17 protein-coding genes are annotated in these 21,146 nt (G+C 42.1%); 15 read left to right on the forward strand and 2 right to left on the reverse strand.

From position 1 onward, the window contains the following. The first annotated feature begins 22 nt into the window (after positions 1 to 22). From ACIQCO_RS16330 to ACIQCO_RS16370, 9 genes are all read left to right on the forward strand, one after another. Positions 23 to 802: an SDR family NAD(P)-dependent oxidoreductase gene (locus tag ACIQCO_RS16330; protein ID WP_400430354.1), complete on the forward strand. Its 780-nt coding sequence runs from the start codon at positions 23 to 25 to the stop codon at positions 800 to 802. A 46-nt stretch (positions 803 to 848) separates the two neighbouring features. Then, a complete protein-coding gene (gcvPA, locus tag ACIQCO_RS16335; RefSeq protein ID WP_400430355.1) occupies positions 849 to 2,237 on the forward strand; it encodes an aminomethyl-transferring glycine dehydrogenase subunit GcvPA in 1,389 nt (462 codons plus the stop codon). Positions 2,238 to 2,253: 16 nt separating this feature from the next. Continuing rightward, positions 2,254 to 3,828 carry an aminomethyl-transferring glycine dehydrogenase subunit GcvPB gene (gene gcvPB, locus ACIQCO_RS16340; protein ID WP_400430357.1) on the forward strand — a complete coding sequence of 525 codons (1,575 nt, stop codon included), beginning with the start codon at positions 2,254 to 2,256 and terminating at the stop codon, positions 3,826 to 3,828. Positions 3,829 to 3,856: 28 nt separating this feature from the next. Then, positions 3,857 to 5,149 (forward strand): extracellular solute-binding protein, encoded by a 1,293-nt coding sequence (locus ACIQCO_RS16345; protein ID WP_400430359.1) that lies wholly within the window; start codon positions 3,857 to 3,859, stop codon positions 5,147 to 5,149. A 149-nt stretch (positions 5,150 to 5,298) separates the two neighbouring features. Then, positions 5,299 to 6,159: a carbohydrate ABC transporter permease gene (locus ACIQCO_RS16350; RefSeq protein WP_400430392.1), complete on the forward strand. Its 861-nt coding sequence runs from the start codon at positions 5,299 to 5,301 to the stop codon at positions 6,157 to 6,159. Beyond that, positions 6,156 to 6,986 carry a carbohydrate ABC transporter permease gene (locus ACIQCO_RS16355; RefSeq protein ID WP_400430361.1) on the forward strand — a complete coding sequence of 277 codons (831 nt, stop codon included), beginning with the start codon at positions 6,156 to 6,158 and terminating at the stop codon, positions 6,984 to 6,986. Before ACIQCO_RS16350 ends, ACIQCO_RS16355 begins: the two co-directional genes overlap by 4 nt. 12 nt (positions 6,987 to 6,998) lie before the next feature. Then, entirely contained in the window at positions 6,999 to 10,049 is a 3,051-nt protein-coding gene (gene ebgA, locus ACIQCO_RS16360) for a beta-galactosidase subunit alpha (protein ID WP_400430363.1), read from the forward strand. A gap of 290 nt (positions 10,050 to 10,339) precedes the next feature. After that, a complete protein-coding gene (locus tag ACIQCO_RS16365; protein WP_400430365.1) occupies positions 10,340 to 11,671 on the forward strand; it encodes a cation:proton antiporter in 1,332 nt (443 codons plus the stop codon). A 496-nt stretch (positions 11,672 to 12,167) separates the two neighbouring features. After that, positions 12,168 to 12,923, forward strand: a complete 756-nt coding sequence (locus ACIQCO_RS16370) for an NRDE family protein (RefSeq protein WP_400430367.1) — start codon at positions 12,168 to 12,170, stop codon at positions 12,921 to 12,923. A 66-nt stretch (positions 12,924 to 12,989) separates the two neighbouring features. Here ACIQCO_RS16370 and ACIQCO_RS16375 read toward each other — a convergent pair whose 3' ends face one another. Next, positions 12,990 to 13,595, reverse strand: a complete 606-nt coding sequence (locus ACIQCO_RS16375; protein WP_400430369.1) for a DedA family protein — start codon at positions 13,593 to 13,595, stop codon at positions 12,990 to 12,992. A 167-nt stretch (positions 13,596 to 13,762) separates the two neighbouring features. Here ACIQCO_RS16375 and ACIQCO_RS16380 point away from each other — a divergent pair, with 167 nt between their 5' ends. The 5 genes from ACIQCO_RS16380 (at position 13,763) to ACIQCO_RS16400 (ending at position 19,803) form a co-directional block, all read left to right on the forward strand. Then, complete coding sequence (locus tag ACIQCO_RS16380) at positions 13,763 to 15,973, forward strand: alpha-galactosidase (protein ID WP_400430371.1); 2,211 nt, start codon at positions 13,763 to 13,765, stop codon at positions 15,971 to 15,973. 98 nt (positions 15,974 to 16,071) lie between these two features. Next, positions 16,072 to 17,454, forward strand: coding sequence for an L-cystine transporter (locus ACIQCO_RS16385; protein WP_400430373.1), 1,383 nt, complete (start codon positions 16,072 to 16,074; stop codon positions 17,452 to 17,454). Positions 17,455 to 17,915: 461 nt separating this feature from the next. Further along, positions 17,916 to 18,374: an RNA polymerase sigma factor gene (locus ACIQCO_RS16390; protein WP_400430375.1), complete on the forward strand. Its 459-nt coding sequence runs from the start codon at positions 17,916 to 17,918 to the stop codon at positions 18,372 to 18,374. After that, the gene (locus ACIQCO_RS16395; RefSeq protein WP_400430377.1) at positions 18,374 to 19,576 is read left to right on the forward strand and encodes a hypothetical protein; all 1,203 of its coding nucleotides are present in this window, start codon (positions 18,374 to 18,376) and stop codon (positions 19,574 to 19,576) included. Before ACIQCO_RS16390 ends, ACIQCO_RS16395 begins: the two co-directional genes overlap by 1 nt. A 17-nt stretch (positions 19,577 to 19,593) precedes the next feature. Further along, the gene (locus ACIQCO_RS16400) at positions 19,594 to 19,803 is read left to right on the forward strand and encodes a hypothetical protein (RefSeq protein WP_066096033.1); all 210 of its coding nucleotides are present in this window, start codon (positions 19,594 to 19,596) and stop codon (positions 19,801 to 19,803) included. An 86-nt stretch (positions 19,804 to 19,889) separates the two neighbouring features. Here the strand turns inward: ACIQCO_RS16400 and ACIQCO_RS16405 are convergent, their stop codons facing one another. After that, positions 19,890 to 20,033: a DUF3934 domain-containing protein gene (locus tag ACIQCO_RS16405; protein ID WP_400430378.1), complete on the reverse strand. Its 144-nt coding sequence runs from the start codon at positions 20,031 to 20,033 to the stop codon at positions 19,890 to 19,892. A gap of 212 nt (positions 20,034 to 20,245) precedes the next feature. Between ACIQCO_RS16405 and ACIQCO_RS16410 the strand changes: the two genes are divergently transcribed. Further along, positions 20,246 to 20,839 (forward strand): DinB family protein, encoded by a 594-nt coding sequence (locus tag ACIQCO_RS16410; RefSeq protein WP_400430380.1) that lies wholly within the window; start codon positions 20,246 to 20,248, stop codon positions 20,837 to 20,839. The last annotated feature ends 307 nt before the right edge of the window (positions 20,840 to 21,146 follow it).

Here is a 21,146-nt window from a genome sequence, read left to right on the forward strand (position 1 = left end):
ACAAATAAATGGAGGAATGAAGATGGTAACTCAAGATTATTTCGGATTAAAAGATAAAGTTTGTGTCGTAACAGGTGCTGCATCTGGAATCGGTTTGGCAACGGCAACGCTTTTAGCGGAAGTCGGTTCTAAAGTGATTTTGTTAGATATAAATGAAGCAAATGGGCAAAAAGCGGTTGCTGAGTTAAAAGAAAAGGATTATAAGGTTGAATTTGTTCGCTGTGATGTAACAAATGCCGATGATTGCGCATCTGTAAGAGATCATCTTGAAGCGAATTACGGTGCTGTTGATGTCCTATTTAATAACGCGGGTGTCATCAGAAGAAAAACGGTTGTCGATTTAGAAGAGTCAGAATGGGATTTAGTCATCGATGTATCGTTAAAAGGGGTTTATCTTCTATCGAAATATTTAATTCCGCTTATGGCAAACGGCGGCGGGGGCAGTATTATTAACACTGGCTCCGGATGGGGATTAAAAGGCGGTGATCAAGCAGCTGCCTACTGTGCAGCGAAGGCTGGGGTGGTGAATTTAACAAAAGCGATGGCAATTGACCATGGACCGCAAAATATTCGTGTGAACTGCATTTGTCCTGGAGATACGGATACACCGCTGTTAAGAAGTGAAGCGAAGCAATTAAACCTGCAAGAAGACGCCTTCTTAGTATCATCTGCAAAAGGCCGTCCGTTAGAAAGACTTGGAACACCAAGGGATATAGCGAAGGGCGTATTATTCCTGGCAAGTGACTTATCATCATGGATTTCCGGTACAGATTTAATCGTCGACGGCGGCGGATTGGCGTAAATTTTTCAAAAAAAAGCAAGGTAATGACTACAAGGAGGTTATTTTCATGTCACAAAAGGTACATCCTTATATACCAAATATGGTCCCTGAAGTACAGGCTGAGATGTTAAAGGTAATCGGCGCGGAATCAATTATGGAGTTATATTCTTGTATACCGGAAGAATTGCAGTTCAAGGAAGAGATGAAGCTTCCTTCTTCTTTAACGGAGTATGAGCTGAGACGCCATATTGAAGGGATTTTGAATAAGAACACCAGTACAAAGGAAAATTTGAATTTTCTAGGGGCTGGCTGCTGGCAGCATTTTATTCCTGCTGTATGTGACGAAATCAATCAACGCTCTGAATTTCTAACGGCGTATGCCGGGGAACCGTACGAAGATCACGGCCGTTTCCAGGCACTATTTGAGTATCAGAGTTTAGTAGCTGAATTAGTCGATATGGATGTTGTCAATGTACCGACATTCGATTGGGGACAAGCAGCGGCTACGGCTGTTCGAATGGCAGCCCGGATAACCGGAAGGAATAGAGTTTTGCTTGCTAAATCGGTTGCACCGGAACGCAGTAAAATCATGATTAATTACGGAACACCGGATTTACAATTCGAGTTTGTTCAATTTGATACACAATCAGGCGCCATGGACTTAGCGGATTTAACAGCAAAATTAACAGATGACGTTGCTGCTGTTTATTTTGAAAACCCGTCCTATCTTGGATTTATCGAGGCACAAGGACCAGTGATTTCAAAGCTGTTAAAGGAAAATGATTCTTTAATGGTAGTCGGGGTCGATCCTATTTCACTTGGAGTCTTGGCACCGCCAAGCCATTATGGTGCTGATATTGTATGCGGGGATTTACAGCCGCTTGGCATGCACATGAATTTCAGCGGCGGTCAAGCTGGCTTTATTGCAACTCGTGATGAGGTGAAATTTGTTCAGGAGTACCCATCAAGGTTGTTTGGGATTGTTCCTACCGTAAAAGAAGGGGAATACGGTTTCGGCGATGTCGCTTATGAACGGACGTCCTTTGCCTTAAGAGAAAAAGGGAAAGAATCGGTGGGTACCCAGACAGCCTTATGGGGAATCACAGCCGGTGTGTATTTAGCATTGCTTGGACCAGAAGGAATGCAAGAAGTCGGCCAAAGCATTATGCAAAATAGTCAATATGCGGTGCAGCAATTAAATCAACTTACCGGTGTAACAGGTTCTCGTTTGGAATCACCATTCTTTAAAGAGTTTATCGTTGATTTTAATCAATCCGGACTTTCGGTCGAACAGATTAATCAAAGACTGCTCGAGAAGAAGATTTTTGGCGGAAAAGATCTTTCACAAGAGTTCCCAGAGTTTGGTCAGTCGGCACTATTTTGTGTAACCGAGGTGCACACGAAAGAGGATATTGACCATCTTGTTCAATCGATTAAAGAGATTCTAACGAAATAGAGAGGAGTTTTTTGATATGCAAAGGATAAAGCGTACGAGCAAAACCCGTGATTTTCACCAAGCAAAATGGAATGAGCCAATCATTTTCGAACTCCATCAGTCTGGGGAAAAGGGTGTGGAGCTGCCGCCGGTAAATAACGATGTTGCCTTAGCTGTAGGTGATGGGACATCGGTTATTCCTGAAGCGATGCAGAGAAGGAATAAGCCGAAGCTTCCTGAAATTGGCCAGGCACGTGTGTTGCGCCATTATTTAAGACTGTCGCAGGAAACGCTTGGTTCTGATTTTAACGTAGAAATTGGCCAAGGAACATGTACGATGAAATACATCCCCAAAATTAATGAACTGTTAGTACGTGATCCGAAAATGATGGAGCTTCATCCATTGCAAGACGAAGGAACCGTTCAAGGAATGCTAGAGATTTTCCACAAGCTCGATTTATGTATGCGGGAAATTTCAGGAATGGATTATTTCTCCTTCCAACCGAGCAGCGGCACGCAAGCACTGTTTGCGATGGCGTCCATCGTAAGAAAATACCATGAATCGAGAGGAGAAGGGGAAAAGCGGGATGAAATCATCACCACTATTTTCTCCCATCCATCTCAAGCAGCGACAGCGGCGGTTAAAGGGTACAAAATTATCACCCTGCATCCTGATGAAAATGGGTTTCCTGATATTGAGAAGCTAAAGGCAGCTGTATCAGAGAGAACAGCAGGCTTTGTCGTGGCAAACCCGGAAGATACAGGAATCTTCAATCCAAGGATTAAAGAGTTTACCGATATTATTCATCAAGCTGGCGGTCTTTGTTTCTATGATCAGGCAAATGCTAACGGTCTTTTGGGAATCACAAGAGCAAAAGAAGCAGGCTTTGATATGTGTTTCTTCAATCTCCACAAAACATTTGCGGCTCCGCATATGTGCGGCGGGCCTGCAACAGGAGCACTTGGGGTCATTGCGGAATTGAAGGAATTCTTGCCGGCACCAATTGTTGAACATCATGACGGCAAATATTCGCTTCAATATAATCTAGAGCATTCCATTGGCAAGGTTCGTTCCTTCCACGGTGTCGCGCAAACGGTATTGCGTGCGTATGCATGGATACGCGCACTTGGAGCAGATGGTCTGAAGGAAGTCGCGAATATTGCCGTGTTAAACAATAATTACATGTACCATAAAGTTTTAGCGATTCGCGGTGCAAGTGCACCTTTTGTCTTGGGCCATCGTCTTGAACAGGTCCGTTATAGCTGGGAGCAGATGACTTTGGAAACGGGAGTGACGACAGAGGATGTTACGTTACGAATGACAGATTTCGGTCTTCATTACTGGACGAGCCATCATCCATATATCGTAAAACAGCCGTTCACTCTTGAGCCGACGGAGTCCTACTCAAAAGAAGATTTAGATGAATACATTCATGCACTAGAGCAAATCTCACTAGAAGCCTATGAAAATCCGGAAATCGTCAAAACGGCTCCGCATACTAGTACGATTCATAAAATGGACGAGCAGGATTTCCTTGATAACCCTGAGAAGTGGTGTATCAGCTGGCGTTCCTATTTAAAAAAGACACAAGCATGCGAAACTGTTAAGTAAAAATCTATATAAAAATCGGGGGACCAACATGAAAAAGTACTTATCTTTTTTGCTTGCCATACTTCTTTTAGTGCTATCCGCCTGCTCCAATCAATCATCTGGGGATGAAGGGAAAACAGGGGATTCCAAACATCCAGCAGGGACGATAACCGTTTGGGGCTGGGATGTTGCTGCGTCAACGATGAAGGCTGCTGTTGAAAAGTTCCAGAAGAAATATCCTGATGTTTTAGTAAAAGTGGAGGATTTCAATAGCGGCGATCTTTATGAAAAACTAACCGTTGGCCTCGCCGCAAGAGGTTCCGGGCTGCCGGATGTTGTGTTAATGGAGGATGAGCGAATTCCCGGCTATATCCACCAGTTTCCGCAAGGATTTTTAAACTTGAACAAGCTTGGATATGACCAGTACAAAGAAGCGTTTAACCCTGCAAAGGTAGCATCTGTTCAGGATAAAGACGGTAACTTCATCGCAGCTCCATGGGATATTGGTCCTGCAGGGGTATTCTACCGTGTTGATTATTTTAAAAAAGCGGGTGTGGACCCGAATTCTATCCAAACGTGGGATGACTATATAGCAGCAGGGAAAAAGATTAAGGAAGCAACTGGTAAAAGGATGCTGCCAATTGATATCCCAAACTATGATGGCGTCTTTCAAATGATGATGCAGCAGCAAGGACTTTCTTATTTTGATAAGGACGGGAAAATTGCACTGCTGACAAATGAAGCGGTTCGTGCTATGACTGTCATCAAAAAGCTCCATGATGAGGATTTAATCTTAAATAACAAGGGCTGGGATGGCATTGTTACGGCTACAGTTAACGGAGAGGTGGCAACGGTTCCTTATGGTGTCTGGTATACGGGTTCCATTATGGACCAAGCACCGGACTTAAAGGGAAATTGGGATGTATTTTTCCTGCCAAGCTTCAAAGAGGGCGGCACAAGATATGCAAACGTAGGGGGCTCATCCTTGTTAATCCCTGCCACCAGCAAAAATCAATCGGCAGCCTATTCCTTTGTTGAATTCTTTACCACAAATCAAGATTCGCAAATGTTAGGCTTTGAAAAATACGGACTGTTCCCATCTTTAAAGGAAACCTATAGCGCACCTGAATTTACGGCAAATAGCGAGTACTTTAATAATAGCCCGATTTTCAAGAAGTTTGCTGATATTGTCGATGAGGTTCCAAAGATTCACCTAAACGAAAATTATGCGAAAGCTAGCAGCCTTATGGCTAATGCCCAAGCAGCGATATTATTGGAAAATAAATCTGTAGAATCTGCCTTAAAAGATGCTCAAAAACAACTTGAAAATGAAATCAAATAAAAGGCTTTTTAGAATGAGAGAGGGCGGTTTGGCTCCTCTCATTTCTACCATTGGAAGTATTCCATCAGCTCAGGGAGGTGCCATTAGTGGAAGAAACAGAAAAGGTAGTAAGCACCGCGGCCAATTATCGCACCAAAACTAGAAGAAATTTGTTGACTCCCAAAACTGCTCCCTATGTATTTATCGCTCCGGCGTTTTTATTAATTTTAATTTTTACTGTTTATCCGGTCATTTCTTCTTTTATCTTAAGCTTTCAAGAGGTGCGGGGTATCGAGAAATCGTTTGTTGGATTAGCTAATTATACGCGCTTAATTCATGACCCGGTATTTTATAAAGCGCTGTTAAATACGTTTCAAATCTTAATCATCCAAGTACCGATTATGATTTTTGTGGCATTGTTAATTGCTGTCGGACTTCATTCATCCCTGATTAAAGCAAAGGCACTGTTCCGAATTGCCTATTTCATGCCGGCGATTACAGCACTTGTTGCCGCATCGATTGTCTTTATGATCCTATTAGACGAGAATTTTGGATTAGTAAATTATTTCCTTTCATTTATAGGAGTAGACAAGATTCCGTGGCTGACCACTCCATTTTGGGCAAAGGTTTCTGTGATTCTCGTTATGACGTGGCGATGGACCGGCTATAATATGGTGATTTTTCTAGCAGGATTGCAAAATATCCCGGCCGATTTATATGAAGCCGCAAGTATTGACGGAGCAGGCAAGGTAAAACAATTTTTCATGATTACCCTTCCGCAATTAAAGCCGGTGTTCATCTTTACCGTCGTCATGTCAACGATTGGCACACTTCAGCTGTTTGACGAGCCATTTATTTTGACACACGGCGGTCCGAATAGTGCGACCATGACCATTACGCTCTATTTATATGAAACAGGCTTTAAGTTTTTTGACTTTGGCTATGCTTCAGCCATTGCCTATGTACTCGTGCTCATCACTGCAATCGTTTCATGGGTTCAGATGAAATTGGTAGGTGACACAGAAGAATGATTACGTCAAAGAAGCTTTCAACAAAAATCTGGATGTATAGTTTATTGATCGTTGGTGTGATCCTATCCATTGCTCCATTCTATTGGATGATTGTTGGGTCCACTCATCCTTCAGGTGAGATTTTTCGCGTTCCGCCAAAGCTTCTCCCTGGTGGTTCCTTAGCGAAAAACTTTCAAACACTTAGCGAGTCATTAGGTATCGCGAAAATCTTTTGGAATTCCTTGTTCATTGCTATTGTGTATACCTTTGTCAGTACGCTTATTAGTGCGATGGCAGGGTATGCATTTGCTAAATATCGCTTTAAAGGTAAGAATATCTTCTTTTTTGTTATTTTATGCTCGTTGATGATTCCGTTCCAGGTAACATTGATTCCACTATTTGAAATGATGGTGGTATTTGACTGGTTAAATACGTATCAAGCCATTATTTTACCAAGTCTCGCTGCGCCTTTTGCGATTTATTTAATGAGGCAAAATATGCAGGCGGTTCCCGATTCTATCATTGAAGCATCCCGTGTTGACGGTGCAGGGGAATTAAAAATTTTCTTTTCCGTCATTCTACCAGTGACAAGACCGGCGCTGGCTGCTGTAGCGATCTTTCAATTTATGGCGCAATGGAACAGCTTACTCTGGCCGCTCATTACGCTAAACTCCAAGGAAATGTTTACCTTGCCTGTCGCACTATCAAGCTTAATTGGGATGGCGCGAATTGATTATGGACAACTGATGTTAGGCACAACTCTGTCAACGATTCCGATTATGATTTTCTTCCTGCTGCTGCAAAAACATTTTATTTCAGGGATTTTGGGTGGATCAGTTAAAGAATAAAGAGGTGTTAGTATGAAAAAGTTTAAAAGATGGGAAGACATCCATACAGATGGAATTAACCGGATGGAGGCACGTGCCCATTATGTTAGCTTTCCTTCCCGTGAAGCTGCGGAAGCGGGTGGTGCAGGCGAGAGCCACTTTTATCAATCACTTAATGGGACATGGAAATTTACCTTTCTTGAAGCACCTGAATATTGGCCGGATGGCTTTTATCAGGATGATTTGGATACAACTGAATGGGATGATATTACGGTTCCTGGCAATTGGCAGCTGCAAGGCTACGGGAAAATGCACTACTCCGATCTATGGTATAACTTCCCGATTATTCCGCCGCAAGTGCCAACAGATAATCCGACTGGGATTTATCGCCGTGAATTTGAGTTCGACCGCAGCTTGGAAGGTGAACAACTAATTATCCGTTTTAATGGGGTCGATTCTGCTTACGAATTGTATGTAAACGGCGAGTTTGTCGGTTACAGTAAAGGCGCACGGATTCAAGCTGAATTTGATATTACGAATCTTTGTCGTCAGGGCCGTAATACACTGACTGTCCGAGTATTCCAGTGGTCGGACGGTACATATTTGGAAGATCAGGATATGTGGTGGCTAAGTGGGATATTCCGAGATGTTGAGCTGTATACGAGACCAACTTCAGGTCTCTATGACTATATCGTCAAAACGGAGTTTGATAGTGACTATAATGACGCGACTCTATCGGTTTCGGTTGAGCTAACAGAGCAGCGCGGTCAAACGATAGTCTATGAATTAATCGCCCCGGACGGCAGGCAGGTTTTTAAAGAGGAAACACTGGCCAATGAGCCGTTTAACAAATATGTTGCTGCACCATTGAAATGGAGTGCGGAGGAGCCAAATTTATATCATCTATATCTGACGGTCATGGAAGATGGGGGAATTATTGAAGTTATACATCAGTATGTAGGATTCCGCTCAATCGTTGTCTCTGATGACACATTCCTTGTTAACGGTGTGGCCATCAAGTTCAAGGGTGTGAACCGTCATGACTACAACCCTAAAACAGGCCGTGTGGTTAGGAAAGAGGAAATTGAGCGCGACATTAAGACAATGAAGCAAAACAACATCAACGCCATCAGAACGGCTCATTATCCAAACTCTCATTTCCTTTATGAACTTTGTGACCAATACGGAATGTATGTCATTGATGAAACGGATTTAGAATGTCATGGCTTTGAACTGACCGGAAAATATGACTGGATCAGCAACGACCCTGATTGGAAAACGGCCCATGTTTCTCGACTTGAACGGATGATTGAGCGTGACAAAAACCATCCATGTATTATTATGTGGTCACTTGGGAATGAATCAGCCTTCGGTCACAATTTCCAGGCGATGGCAAAAAGGGCTAAGGAGATGGATCCGACGCGTCTTGTTCATTATGAGGGTGATCGCGCGGCAGAGGTAACCGATGTGTACAGCACGATGTATACATGGCTTGAGCGTCATGACGACCGGCTAACGATGGAGAAAATCATTGAAAAAACAAAAAAACCACATATCCTTTGTGAATATGCGCATGCCATGGGGAATGGGCCTGGCAATCTGAAAGAATATCAAGACTTATTTTACAAGCATGATAAGCTGCAAGGCGGATTCATATGGGAATGGTTTGATCACGGGATCGAGACCGTTGCGGAGGATGGCACGGTTTACTATCGCTATGGTGGAGATTTTGGCGACGATCCGACAAATGGCAATTTCTGTATCGATGGGTTAATCATGCCAGATGGCACTCCATCACCAAGTTTAGCTGAGTATAAAAAGGTAATTGAACCAGTCCAAACAGAGTGTCTCGATATCGAAAACGGACGTTTCCAACTCATTAATCGTTATGATTTCCTCTCATTGGATCATTTAGTGTTAACATGCTCTTTAGTTGAAGATGATAAATTGTTGGAGTCATTTAAGGTTGATCTTCCGAAGCTTGCAGGTCGTGAATCAGCTGAGATTCAGCTGCCGGTTGGACAAGATATTGAAAAGGTTAGCGGTGCTAATTATTATTTCGTATTTTCCTACACTCTAAATCAGGATACACCTTGGGCTGCCAAAGGTCATGAGTTAGCAAATGCTTCCTTCGTGCTTCCGGGTAAAGAGAAATTACCAAAGGTCCATGCTGCTGGTGAGCTTCAAGTTAGAAAAGAAGCTGCACTGGTAACTGTTAGTGGTCATGATTTCACCGTCACCTTTGATTGTGTCAAAGGTGCGTTAAAAGAGGTAACCCGTAATGGTAAAGTACAGATTGAGAAGGGACCGCAGTTCAATTTCTGGCGTGCGCCGATTGATAATGATATGTACTATGTGACGGATTATCGGACAAAATATTTCATGCATTTAGGTCATGAAATAGTTGAAGATGTTCGTTATGAGTTGAAAGACGGTGTGTTTGAATGGCATACTGATGCATTGTTCGGGACAACAAACAGTTCCTGGTATTATCAACTTCAATACCATTACAGCATCTATCCGGATGGAGATATTGTTTGCAGTATCGACGGTGTTGCATCCGGTATGAAGGAGAATGCACCGGTTATGATTCCTCGTCTTGGTGTTAACTTGCGCTTAAATAATGATTTCTGCGATACCGAGTGGCGCGGCAGAGGTCCTGGAGAAAGCTATGTCGATTCCAAACAAGCGAATCATTTAGGCGTATACAAAAAGACGGTTGACGATCTGTTTACGAACTATGTGAAGCCGCAGGAAAACGGCAATCGTTCTGATTGTGACTGGGTCAGCCTTACTGATCATGATAGAAATGGCCTCATTTTTATCGCCGATAAGATGTTTGATTTTAGCGCTTCACACTATGAAGTTAGTGATCTAGAACTAGCGAAGCATACAGTTGATTTAAAGCCGCGAGACTACTTGGTCTTAAATCTGGACTACAAACAAAATGGACTTGGCAGCAACTCCTGTGGACAAGACCAATTAGAAAAATACCGTTGTAAATTTGAAGACTTCAACCTATCGTTCCGAATTTCACCATTCAACAGCGAACAAGCAACAGCCGTTGAACTTGGCCGCGGGTAGGGACAAGGGGACAGGTATTGTGATCATCCAATAATTCCCAGAAGGTGTCAGGCACCATGTGAATTATTCACATGGTGCCTCTTTTCTTGTGATAAGAATTTTCCATAATGGGAACGATGATTCCGTCATCTTCCATAAGCCCATCATTCCTACGGCAAATATCGGCCGATGACTATATTCCCGCATGCCTAATTTTGACAAGCAGTGGACAGTTGTCCATTTCACTAAGGCTATTATTGCATACCTTTATAAAAAGTAAACAATAAAAGCTGAAATGGGTGATCAACGGAATGTTTAGTTTAAGCGGGGCAGAAATTAGTCATTTTTTGATGGCTATGGGATGTTTATTAGCAATGGCACACTTATTAGGGTATTTAGCAGAGCGAATATTCATTCCACGAGTAATAGGGGAGGTTGCCGCAGGCTTAGTCCTTGGCCCTACACTATTAGGACATTTCTTCCCGGAGGCATTTAAATGGATGTTTTTAGGTTTTGCCGGGGAGGATAAATTGTTTGGCCTGCTTTATCAGTTTGGTTTACTGCTATTGATGTTCTGTTCGGGGCTTAAATTCCAGACCAAGTTTAATAAGGAAGACGCAAAAATCACCACGGCTTTAGTAATTGGTGCGACCATTCCGGCGTTTATCGTCGGCTGGCTGGCAGCGGGATGGTTTAACATCACTCCGTATCTTGGAACGGCCAATAATACATTAGCTTTCAAAATTGTTATTGCAATATCTATTGCTGTAACGTCGATTCCGGTTATATCTAAAATTTTTAATGACCTTGGAATTATGCATACTCGCTTTGCAAAAATTGTTATCGCCTGTGCTGGAATCCATGACGTGCTGCTTTGGGTTGCACTAGGATTCGCCACTGCCATTGCTAGCGAAGGAGGCGTCTTTACTTTAGGTACTGCGGTGAAAAGTATTTCTATATCGATGTCGTTTATTTTTGGTACTCTGTTTCTCGGATACATTTTATTTAAACGAATGACCATCATTAAACAGAACCTATTGTTCAGGTCATCCAATTTAGGATACTTCTTATTTATCATGTTTATGCTTGCATCACTTGCTGGTAACCTTCATGTTGAGGCGATTTTTGGTGCCCTGCTGGCGGGGATTGTAGCAAAAGTGGCCTTGCCTAAAGTTGTGTCGGAACGGCTGGAGCAAGGAGTTTCGAATATTTCCTTTTCATGGTTTATCCCGATCTACTTTGCAACAGTGGGATTACAATTAGATCTTGTAAGGCATTTTAACCCATTATTCTTCCTTGGCTATCTATTATTTGCAACCTTAACACAGACGATAGCTGTTTATATTACTTCCCGTGCCATTAAGCAGGACCCTTTTACAAGTTTAAACTTAGGATTAGCGATTAATGACCGGGGTGGTCCTGGCATCGTCCTTTCCTCCGTAGCCTATTCTACCGGTATCATTAACCAGGAGTTTTTCGCCATCCTTGTTATGTTAGCGCTTGTGACCTCCTGGATTCCGGGAACGTGGCTGCGGATTGTTGTAAGCAAGGGGTGGAGACTTATGCCAGGCGATGAGAAAACAGTTCCTCGACGAAGAAGTGACGACGATACTTTTAAAACAATAAATTATCCAGCTAAGTAGAAGCCGGGGATAGCCGGTTTTTCCTTAGTATATATTGATAGGGATGTCAGGCACCATGAAACAGGTGCCTGACACTTTTTTTGATAAGATAAGAAAAAACACGGCAAGGCTTCACCAACAATAGTCCATGATTCTATGGGTTTTTTAGTATTAATAATTTTCCAGTAAATGTCTAATTAGCCAAAACCCTTTGAAAAGTAGCCAAAACCCCTGGGAAAGTAGCCAAACCTCTTGAAAAAGTAGCCAAAACCCTATAAAAAACAGCCAAAACATTTTCTCAAAGAATAATAAACCTAAAAATCGGCCTCTTTAAGGACAGTTTACATACTATTTTAGGAAAAATTCAGTTTCCATCAAAAAAGCGCCTGATTTATTCCTCGTATTCCGCCAACATCTCATCAATGGTAAATTTCAAGACATAATAAACGTCTAAACCAAAAACGGGTGCCTGACACCCAAAGTTGTTATAATCTTTTTAAAAAGGACTGTGATTGCAATGTGTTTAATTTTGTTTGCCTATAAAGTACATCCGGTATATCAACTCATCGTGGCGGCGAATCGTGATGAATTTTATCAGAGACCGACTGCACCGGTCCATTACTGGGAAGAGAGTCCTGAAATCCTTGCGGGACGGGATCTGGAAAAAATGGGAACTTGGATGGGAGTGACCGCCAAAGGTCGTTTTGCGGCCCTGACCAACTATCGCAATCCTCAAGAGCTAACCGAAGGGAAACGGTCGCGCGGCGAACTGGTGGCGGAAGCCTTGAAACACAAAGGGAATGTCAAAGATTATCTGCAAGGCCTTGCTGATAACAGTAATGAATATCCTGGTTATAACCTACTTGCGGGCGATGCGAATGAGCTGTTTTATTATTCGAATATTGGGCAGGTGCTTCAAAAGATAGAGCCTGGTATTCATGGTGTCAGCAATCATCAATTAAATACCGAATGGCCTAAGGTGAAAATAGGCAGGGAAAGTCTGTCGGAAATCTTAACAGGAAAACAAGAGAAGTTGACAGACAAGCTTTTCGAGCTCCTCCAGCATTCAGACCCTGCACCGGATGCTATCCTTCCTAGTACAGGCGTTTCATTAGAGTGGGAGAGAATGCTTTCTCCGCTGTTTATCAAAAGTGAGCATTACGGAACAAGAAGCTCAACTGTTTTATTAATGTCGGAAAAAGAAATTCAATATGGAGAACGTGTCTTTTCTACCAGTGGTGTCAAAAATCAGCAATATACGTTAACACTTTAAGGCCAGTGTTCCTATCGGTTAAAAAAGAAAAACTCCTTGAGTTCAAGGAGTCCCATCATCAAGATGTTATTTATCGACCATCCCCAGCAGTTTTTTTTTCCGCCAAAAGGTATAAAAAATAAAGCAGCTGAGCAGGAATCCTAATATAAAATAAATGCTATATTTAGAAAGATATGTTCCAACGAGAACCCAGTTCTTTCCCAGCACCTTTCCGAGGGTTATGAAAGAAAAACACCAGGTTACCGCGCCTGAATAGGCGTATAGGGCAAACCTTCGATAGGAGTAGCCATTTATCCCGGCAAGATAGGCAGTGATATGGCGGACACCAGGGATAAAATAGCCAACAAACAAGAGAAAAGGTCCAAATTTCAAAAAAAGTTTTCTTGTCCTGCTGACTTTTTCTTCCGTAATATGTAATTTAGGTCCAAACTTTATTAAAAAGGGCAGTCCAAGTTTTACACCTAAGAAATAACTAAGCGAAATACCGCCACATGCCCCAGCAAAGGCAGATAGAAGTGAAGGCAAGTAAGACATTTTGCCTTCAAAAACGTTATATCCTACATAAGTCAGCAGAACCTCATCAGGGATGGGGAGTCCAATAATACCTCCCACCAACGCAATAATAATGCCAAAATACCCATAGTGTTCAATTAAATGATTCAAATGCTGCATAACACTTACACATCCTAATTTCAATATAGATAATTACCGTCATTATTTTCTGCTAAAAGCCGGGAAAAATGTAAGACCTTTGTTGTATATTACCCATTTTCAACTCGATCGGTCGCATTGTTTAGTTTTAGAGTGAATATAGTAGGAGTGATAGGGGGGGAAGCTTCATGCCGGTTGAGTGGAATGAAAAGGAAAAAGTGTTCCATTTATATAATGGCAGAGTTAGTTACATCATTCAGATTGTCCTAGAGAAATATCCGGCCCATTTGTATTGGGGCAGGCAGGTTAGGACGCGCCAGCCTTCCTCTATCCTAGCCTTTAAGGGCAGGGCGTTTTCGCCAACGACAGAACCGGATGCCCCCAAGTTTTCGCTTGATACACTTCCCCAAGAATATCCGGCGTATGGAAATGGGGATTTTCGTTCGCCTGCCTATCAGCTGCGTACCGCGGATGGGTCAACGATTACGGAATTTGTCTATAATTCTCATGAGATTTTTCAAGGGAAACGCCCGCTAAAAGGGTTGCCTGCTTCCTATGTCGAGGATGATTCTGAGGCGGATACATTGATCATCACGCTTGTTGATTCACTGCTTGGGGTTGGAATGAACCTCCATTATACAATCTACCGTGACCTTGATGTCATCACAAGGTCTGTTTCCTTCGAGCACCTTGGGAGCAAGGAAGTGGAATTACATAAATGTATGAGTATGTCAGTCGATTTCCATCAAGCAGACTGGGACTGGCTTCATTTGCACGGGACCTGGAGCCGGGAATGTCACATCGAACGCTCCTCCCTACACCACGGGATGCAAACCATTTCTTCCGCCAGGGGGGCAAGCAGCCATCAGCATAATCCATTTGTTGCCCTGCTCTCGAAAAATGCGAATGAAGAATACGGAGATGTTTATGGTGTTAGTTTAGTGTACAGCGGGAATTTCCAAGCAGCCATTGAAGTAGACCCATTTCAAACAACAAGGCTCAGCATCGGGATTCATCCATTTGATTTTACCTGGCTGTTAAAGCCGGGGGAAAGGTTTCAAACTCCTGAGGCGATTATGGTCTATTCTTCAGACGGTCTCGGCGGAATGTCCAGAACCTATCATAAATTACTGCGAACCAGGATTTGCCGCGGTGTTTATCGCGACAAGACACGCCCGATTCTAATTAATAATTGGGAGGCCACCTATTTTGATTTTAATGAAAAAAAGTTAAAGAAGATTGCCGAGGCCGGAAACGAGCTGGGGATTGAGCTGTTTGTCTTGGATGATGGCTGGTTTGGGCATCGTGACAACGATAAAAGTTCGTTAGGGGATTGGGTAGTAAATCGGAAGAAACTGCCGAATGGATTGGCAGGATTGGCCGATTATATTGGAAAGAAGGGGATGCAATTTGGATTGTGGGTCGAGCCGGAAATGGTATCGCCAGACAGCGAATTGTATCGCAGGCATCCCGATTGGTGTTTGCATGTACCGGGGCGGCGGCGGACGCTGTCGAGAAATCAATTGGTCCTTGACCTAAGCCGTGAAGAGGTTTGTGATTACGTAATCGATACGCTCTCAAAGTTGTTCAAGAGTGCCCCGATTTCTTATGTCAAATGGGATATGAACCGAAATATGACCGAAATTGGTTCGGCGGAGCTTCCGCCTGAAAGGCAAAAGGAAACTGCACACCGTTATATGCTAGGCTTGTATCGGATTTTAGAAAAACTAACCGAACGCTTTCCCGCGATTTTATTTGAAAGCTGCTCGGGAGGCGGCGGCCGTTTTGATCCCGGCATGCTGTATTACATGCCGCAAACCTGGACGAGTGATGATACTGATGCAGTCGAACGGTTAAAAATTCAATATGGAACAAGTCTCGTATACCCGGCAATTACGATGGGGGCACATGTCTCAGATGTGCCAAACCACCAAGTCGAGAGAACGACCCCGCTATTAATGAGATGCCATGTGGTGATGGCGGCAAATTTGGGTTTTGAATTAAATATCGATAAGCTGAGCGATGGGGACAAAACGTTAGTTGCCGAGCAAATCCAACTATATCATCAAATCAAAGACCTAGTCTGTTTTGGTGACCAATTCAGGCTGTTGAGTCCGTTTGCTGGTATGGATACGGCATGGATGTATGTTTCGCCTAAACTGGAACGCGCGGTTGTTTTTTATTATAAAACACTAGCAATGCCGAATCCCCCCTTTTTCCGGTTGAAATTGCGCGGACTTAAGCCAGAGGCGATGTACAAAGTAAATAAAGGTGATAAGGTTTTTTACGGGGATGAGCTTATGCAAATTGGCTTTCCGCTTCCATTAATTAAAAAAGATTTCAGTTCATATCTTTATCAAATTGAAAAGGTAAATTCGAATCGAAAACCTCCGTCCTGAGTGGTTTATAAATTTCAAAAAAATATTGAAAATTCCGACTTGACTCATAGGAATATATGTATTAGAATTTTCAATAAATTAACTAAGGAGGGGATTTGATGAATACCGTTCTGATCATTGTGAACGTAGCTGTATTACTGTTACTTATTTTTGGTTTATTCCTGATGCAAAAAAAGCATGTTTCTTTTTCAAAACGTGTTTTCACTGCATTGGGTTTAGGTATTATTTTTGGTTTTATTATTCATTTAATCTACGGTACTACACACGAAGTTACAACAGGTTCGATTGATTGGTTTAGCATTGTCGGCAGCGGTTATGTAAAACTCTTACAAATGGTGGTTATGCCGCTTATATTCATTTCCATTGTCGGGGCCTTTACGAAATTAAAATTAACAAAAAATATCGGAAAAATCAGTTTCCTTGTTATCGGGATTTTGCTTGCAACGACGGCCATTTCTGCAGCTATTGGGATTGGTTCTGCTTTAGGATTTGGTCTTGATGGCATCCATCTAAATGAAGGCGATGTAGAAAAGGCGAGGAATGCTCTTTTACAAGAAAAAGTGGTTAGTGTTGAAAATATGACGATTCCACAGCAAATCATTGAACTTGTTCCAAGTAATCCGTTTCAAGATTTAACAGGAGCGCGTCCAACTTCCACGATTGCAGTCGTTATTTTTGCAGCCTTTATCGGGATTTCTTATCTTGGGGTCAAACGGAAGGATCCGGAGCATGGGGAGTTTTTCGCGAAAATCATCGATACGTTGTACGCTGTTATTATGAGGGTTGTTACGCTAATCCTGCGTCTAACACCTTATGGCATCCTAGCGATTATCACCAAGGTAACAGCGACAAGTGATTATGATGCGATTGCGAAACTAGGTAAGTTTGTCATTGCTTCCTATGCGGCGCTCATTCTTATGTTCATTGTGCATTTACTGCTTATATCATTTGCGAAATTAAGCCCTGTTAACTATGTGAAAAAGGCATTACCAACGTTAACCTTTGCGTTTACTTCACGTACAAGTGCAGGGACCTTGCCGATGACAATCAAAACACAAACAAAAGACTTTGGTGTATCTGAAGGAATTGCCAACTTTGCCGGTTCTTTCGGACTTTCAATCGGCCAAAATGGCTGTGCCGGTGTTTACCCGGCGATGTTAGCTGTAATGGTTGCACCAGCGGCTGGAATTAATCCGACAAGTCCATCGTTTATTCTCACGCTTATTCTAGTCGTGGCGATTAGTTCCTTTGGTGTTGCAGGTGTTGGCGGAGGGGCAACCTTCGCAGCGCTAATCGTGTTATCTGTCATGAACCTGCCAATTGCGATTGTCGGCCTTCTAATCTCAGTCGAGCCGCTTATTGACATGGGACGCACCGCCCTAAACGTCAGCGGCGCCATGACAGCAGGCGTATTAACAAGCAAAGCAACAGGAGAACTAGAAACCGAAATATACCAACAACCAAACGTGGTTGAAGCTTAAATAAATAAAGGGTGTCAGGCACCACAGAAGTGTCCACGTGGGGTGGACAAATGTGTTTCTGTGGTGCCTGACACCCAATCTTTTTCCGCTGCTGGATAGCTAATAATGGCTATCCATTTTTTGTGTCTGGAAAAGGGGCGGAGCGCCACTTTAGTTTTGTCTTGAACTGGTGGAATGACTTGGATTTATTAGGTTGGAAAACTGTTCAAACGTTTGTTTAAATACAAGTATAGGACTGTTTTTTCGAGTTCGTTCATCCGAACCCCGGGAAACTTTAAAATATTTTATAAATTCCTCCAACACTTTGCGGTCTTCAACCGTTACCTATATAAGAACGTAAGGAAAGTAAAGTTTCTTCACTTAAATGCAAAGCCAAGAGGCAGTCTTCAAAGTAAAAATTCTTCAATATTAACCCCAAATGATGATGTGATAAAAAAACAAAAGTGGTGATCAAAGTGGGAGTGAGTGATTTATATGAAAGGCTAAAAGACGATCTGCATCGCTATGCGCGGTCAATAGCTCGGCATGAACAAGAAGCGAATGACCTCGTTCAGGATGCGGTGCTTAAGGCATTAAAGGAAGAACAGCTACTCACTTTACCAGACTATAAGCAGCGGGCATGGTTCTTCCGTGTCATGAAAAACAAAATGATTGATGAACGAAGAAAAGAAAAACGGTTAACAGAGTGGGAAGACGATTTAGACTTTTCCATTCAGGAGGCTGCTCATAGCCACCTAGAAGTAACCGAACTCTTATCCCACTTGCCGCAGGAAACAAGTGATTTGATTTTTAAACGCTATTGGCTGGGGCTTTCAAGCCAGGAAATCGGCAGTCAATTGGGGCTGCCAGCTGCAACGGTGCGTTACAAACTTCATTTAGCTATCAAAAAATTAAGAACGGTACTAGAGGAGGAAAAATAATGAATCAACGAATTGGAAATGTTGGCTTGTTAAATTTGCTGGATGCGACAGTAGAAAGTATTAAGGGAATCGAACGAATTGAAAATGTCGGAATGGTACTTTACCGAAAAGGGAATGCCCATCTTTTAACGGCGCTGAATATTGGAAATATTGGTTCGACCTGTGAGGTACCAGAGGGCTATAGCCATTTTAAAGGAATACTGAAACTCGATGAGGCTTACCTGAAATCTATTTCGGAGCCGATACATCTACTGGTGAACGGCGAAGTTATTGTTGACAAAAACGTTCATCCTGATTATTTAAAAAAAGGGCTGCTTCATTTAATGGTAAATGGGAAGGTTTATAGTCCTGCTCATCTTTCCGGCCTACTTAGCCCTATTATCTCCAAAGGGGCATTTGAGCTTGAAAGCTATCAAGAGACTCCGCCAAGGATGGAAAGCGGTAAATTCACCTTAACAAATTCATACCTCGAAGCCATTGACGAGCAAGCATATTTAGTTGTAAGTGGAGTGCTTTCATTTTCAAAAGATTTAAACATGGAAAAATTCGATGATAAAATTAGCAGGTTGGAAGTCGATGGAAAAATATCCCTTTACGAAGAGCAGGAAGCCTTTTTATATAAAAAAACAGCTTCTTTAGCGGGTTGTAAGATAGAGGTGATTCCAGCAGGATATGAGGTGTTAAATAGGACTCTGCGGTTAAATAACCGTTCGATTCGCCGCTTCAAACAAAAGAATTTATATACAAAAATGCCGATTTTGTTTGATGCAGATGTAACAAGAGAAATAATCATCGAGACCATCGGCAAAATTCACTCCACATCTATTATCGTTTGCCATGAGCAGGTAGAAGACCTAATGTATGAACTCACAAGCCTGCTGGATACAGAAATTTTATCCTACGAAAATAGCTTTTTTATCATTGAGGGGGAAGAAGTCTGGTCGAACGAACAATTCCTCGCCTTAGATGAACCGACTAATTTTATCGTTAATGGCAAGCTTATTCTTGATAAAGATGTAAGCGAAGAGGTGCTGCGAAATAAGGTTGTAGAAATAGATATCCTTGGGGAGATAACGGTCCGCGATAAGAAATTAAAAGGAGTTCTTCAAAACATCGTCCGAGTAAACGCAGGAAGTGTTGAAGAAGAAAAGTTAAAGGAACAAGGGGCGGCTCTTCATAATGTTGGTGAACTATCTCTTTAAGAAAGGGAGGAAGAGAAATGTTTCATATGAATGAATATACTCTCAAGCAACGAATGAAAGATGTCCAAGAGGGATATAAACAATGCCAGTCGGAGCGGTTTAGTTGGTTTGCAAAAAAGAGAAAAGGAAGTTCATTTTGGAAAAAGCTCTTAAGTCGTTTGATAGGTCGTGGTGAAAAGGTTGTGGTGAGCAAGGGAAGTAAACCGGCAACTTTAATGAGAGAATAGCTGTAGGTGGAAAATACTTTAATAAGGGATAAAAACAACGATGCTCTCGAAAGAGCATCGTATTTTTTCTATTGGAATTGTCATTCTTATTGCTCTCTATCTGGTTTTTTCGTGCCTTTGCTGACATATGGTTTGGCGCTTTTTGCTTTGTTGGCGCCGGCTTGCCAGCGATTCCAGCCCTTCTTGCCAGTCCCTCTGCCAGTTCCGCTTTTCCCTTTAGCTTTACTCATATAACCACTCCATTATTCTTGTTCGTTCAGCTAACCGTCGTTTGGTTAGTTTAACACAAACCACTGTAATTAGCCCGGAAAAATGTTAGATCAATAATTCCAGAAAAGCCCCAGGGGAAATTTTAATACCTTCCTCATTTCCCATAAAAGGGTTTTCCCTAGCAAATGCCGAATAAAAGGTAAGAATTATTTTCCAATTGGGGGTAGTTGAAATGTCTTTTGATATGCAAACATTATTTTTGATTGATCAAAAAGATGGCTTGGGTCTAGAGTTCAGCAAATTGGTTTCAATGATGAATTACACGAGAGCAACGACAATAGAAGAAGTAAAAGATTTAACGGTTGAGGAGCTAGACTTTCTTTATGATGATGAGGCGAATTCAATCGGAATGCTGTTAGCCCATATGACCGCCGTTGAAAAAGCGTACCAAATTGAAAGCTTTGAAAACCGGGATCTAACGGATGAAGAAGTTAGTCAACTGAATCCTGGACTAGACCTAGGAGGCAGCGCAAGAGAGCAAATCAAGGGGAACACACTTGATTATTACCTGAAGCAATTAGCTGATGTTAGAAACACGACAATTGAAACGTTTAAATCCCTGCCTGATGAATGGTTATTTGAGCAAACGCCGTTTTGGTGGGATAAGCCTGCAAACAATTACTTTAAGTGGTTTCATGTGTTTGAAGACGAGTTGAGCCATCGCGGACAGATTCGCATTATCAAAAAAATGATACGCAAACTTAAAATGGAGTCAAAGAGGTTGGGTCACTTATTAGATGCCAGTTATCTAAGGGATTGGCTCTGAACAAAGCAGCTTAATCTACACTGCTGCTTTGTTTACATATCATTGCTTCTTATTTTAAAAAAACTTTAGAATAGGTATTGACCAATCTATTAATCTCCTGTAATATATGAAAAGTCGTCAGCAAGACGAAAGAAAACAAAAAAGAAGTTGTTGACATTAACAACTTGAAATGTTATTCTAATATAGTTGCTTCAAAGCGAAGCGGCTGGAAATTGTTCTTTGAAAACTAAACAAACAAAAACGTCAACAAACAATATTTTTTAGTTTTTTTATAAAACTAAGCCAACGTAACAAATGAGCTAATCAA

The sequence above is a fragment of the Neobacillus sp. NPDC093127 genome (assembly GCF_044754175.1).
In the GTDB taxonomy this organism is placed as follows: domain Bacteria; phylum Bacillota; class Bacilli; order Bacillales; family Cytobacillaceae; genus Neobacillus.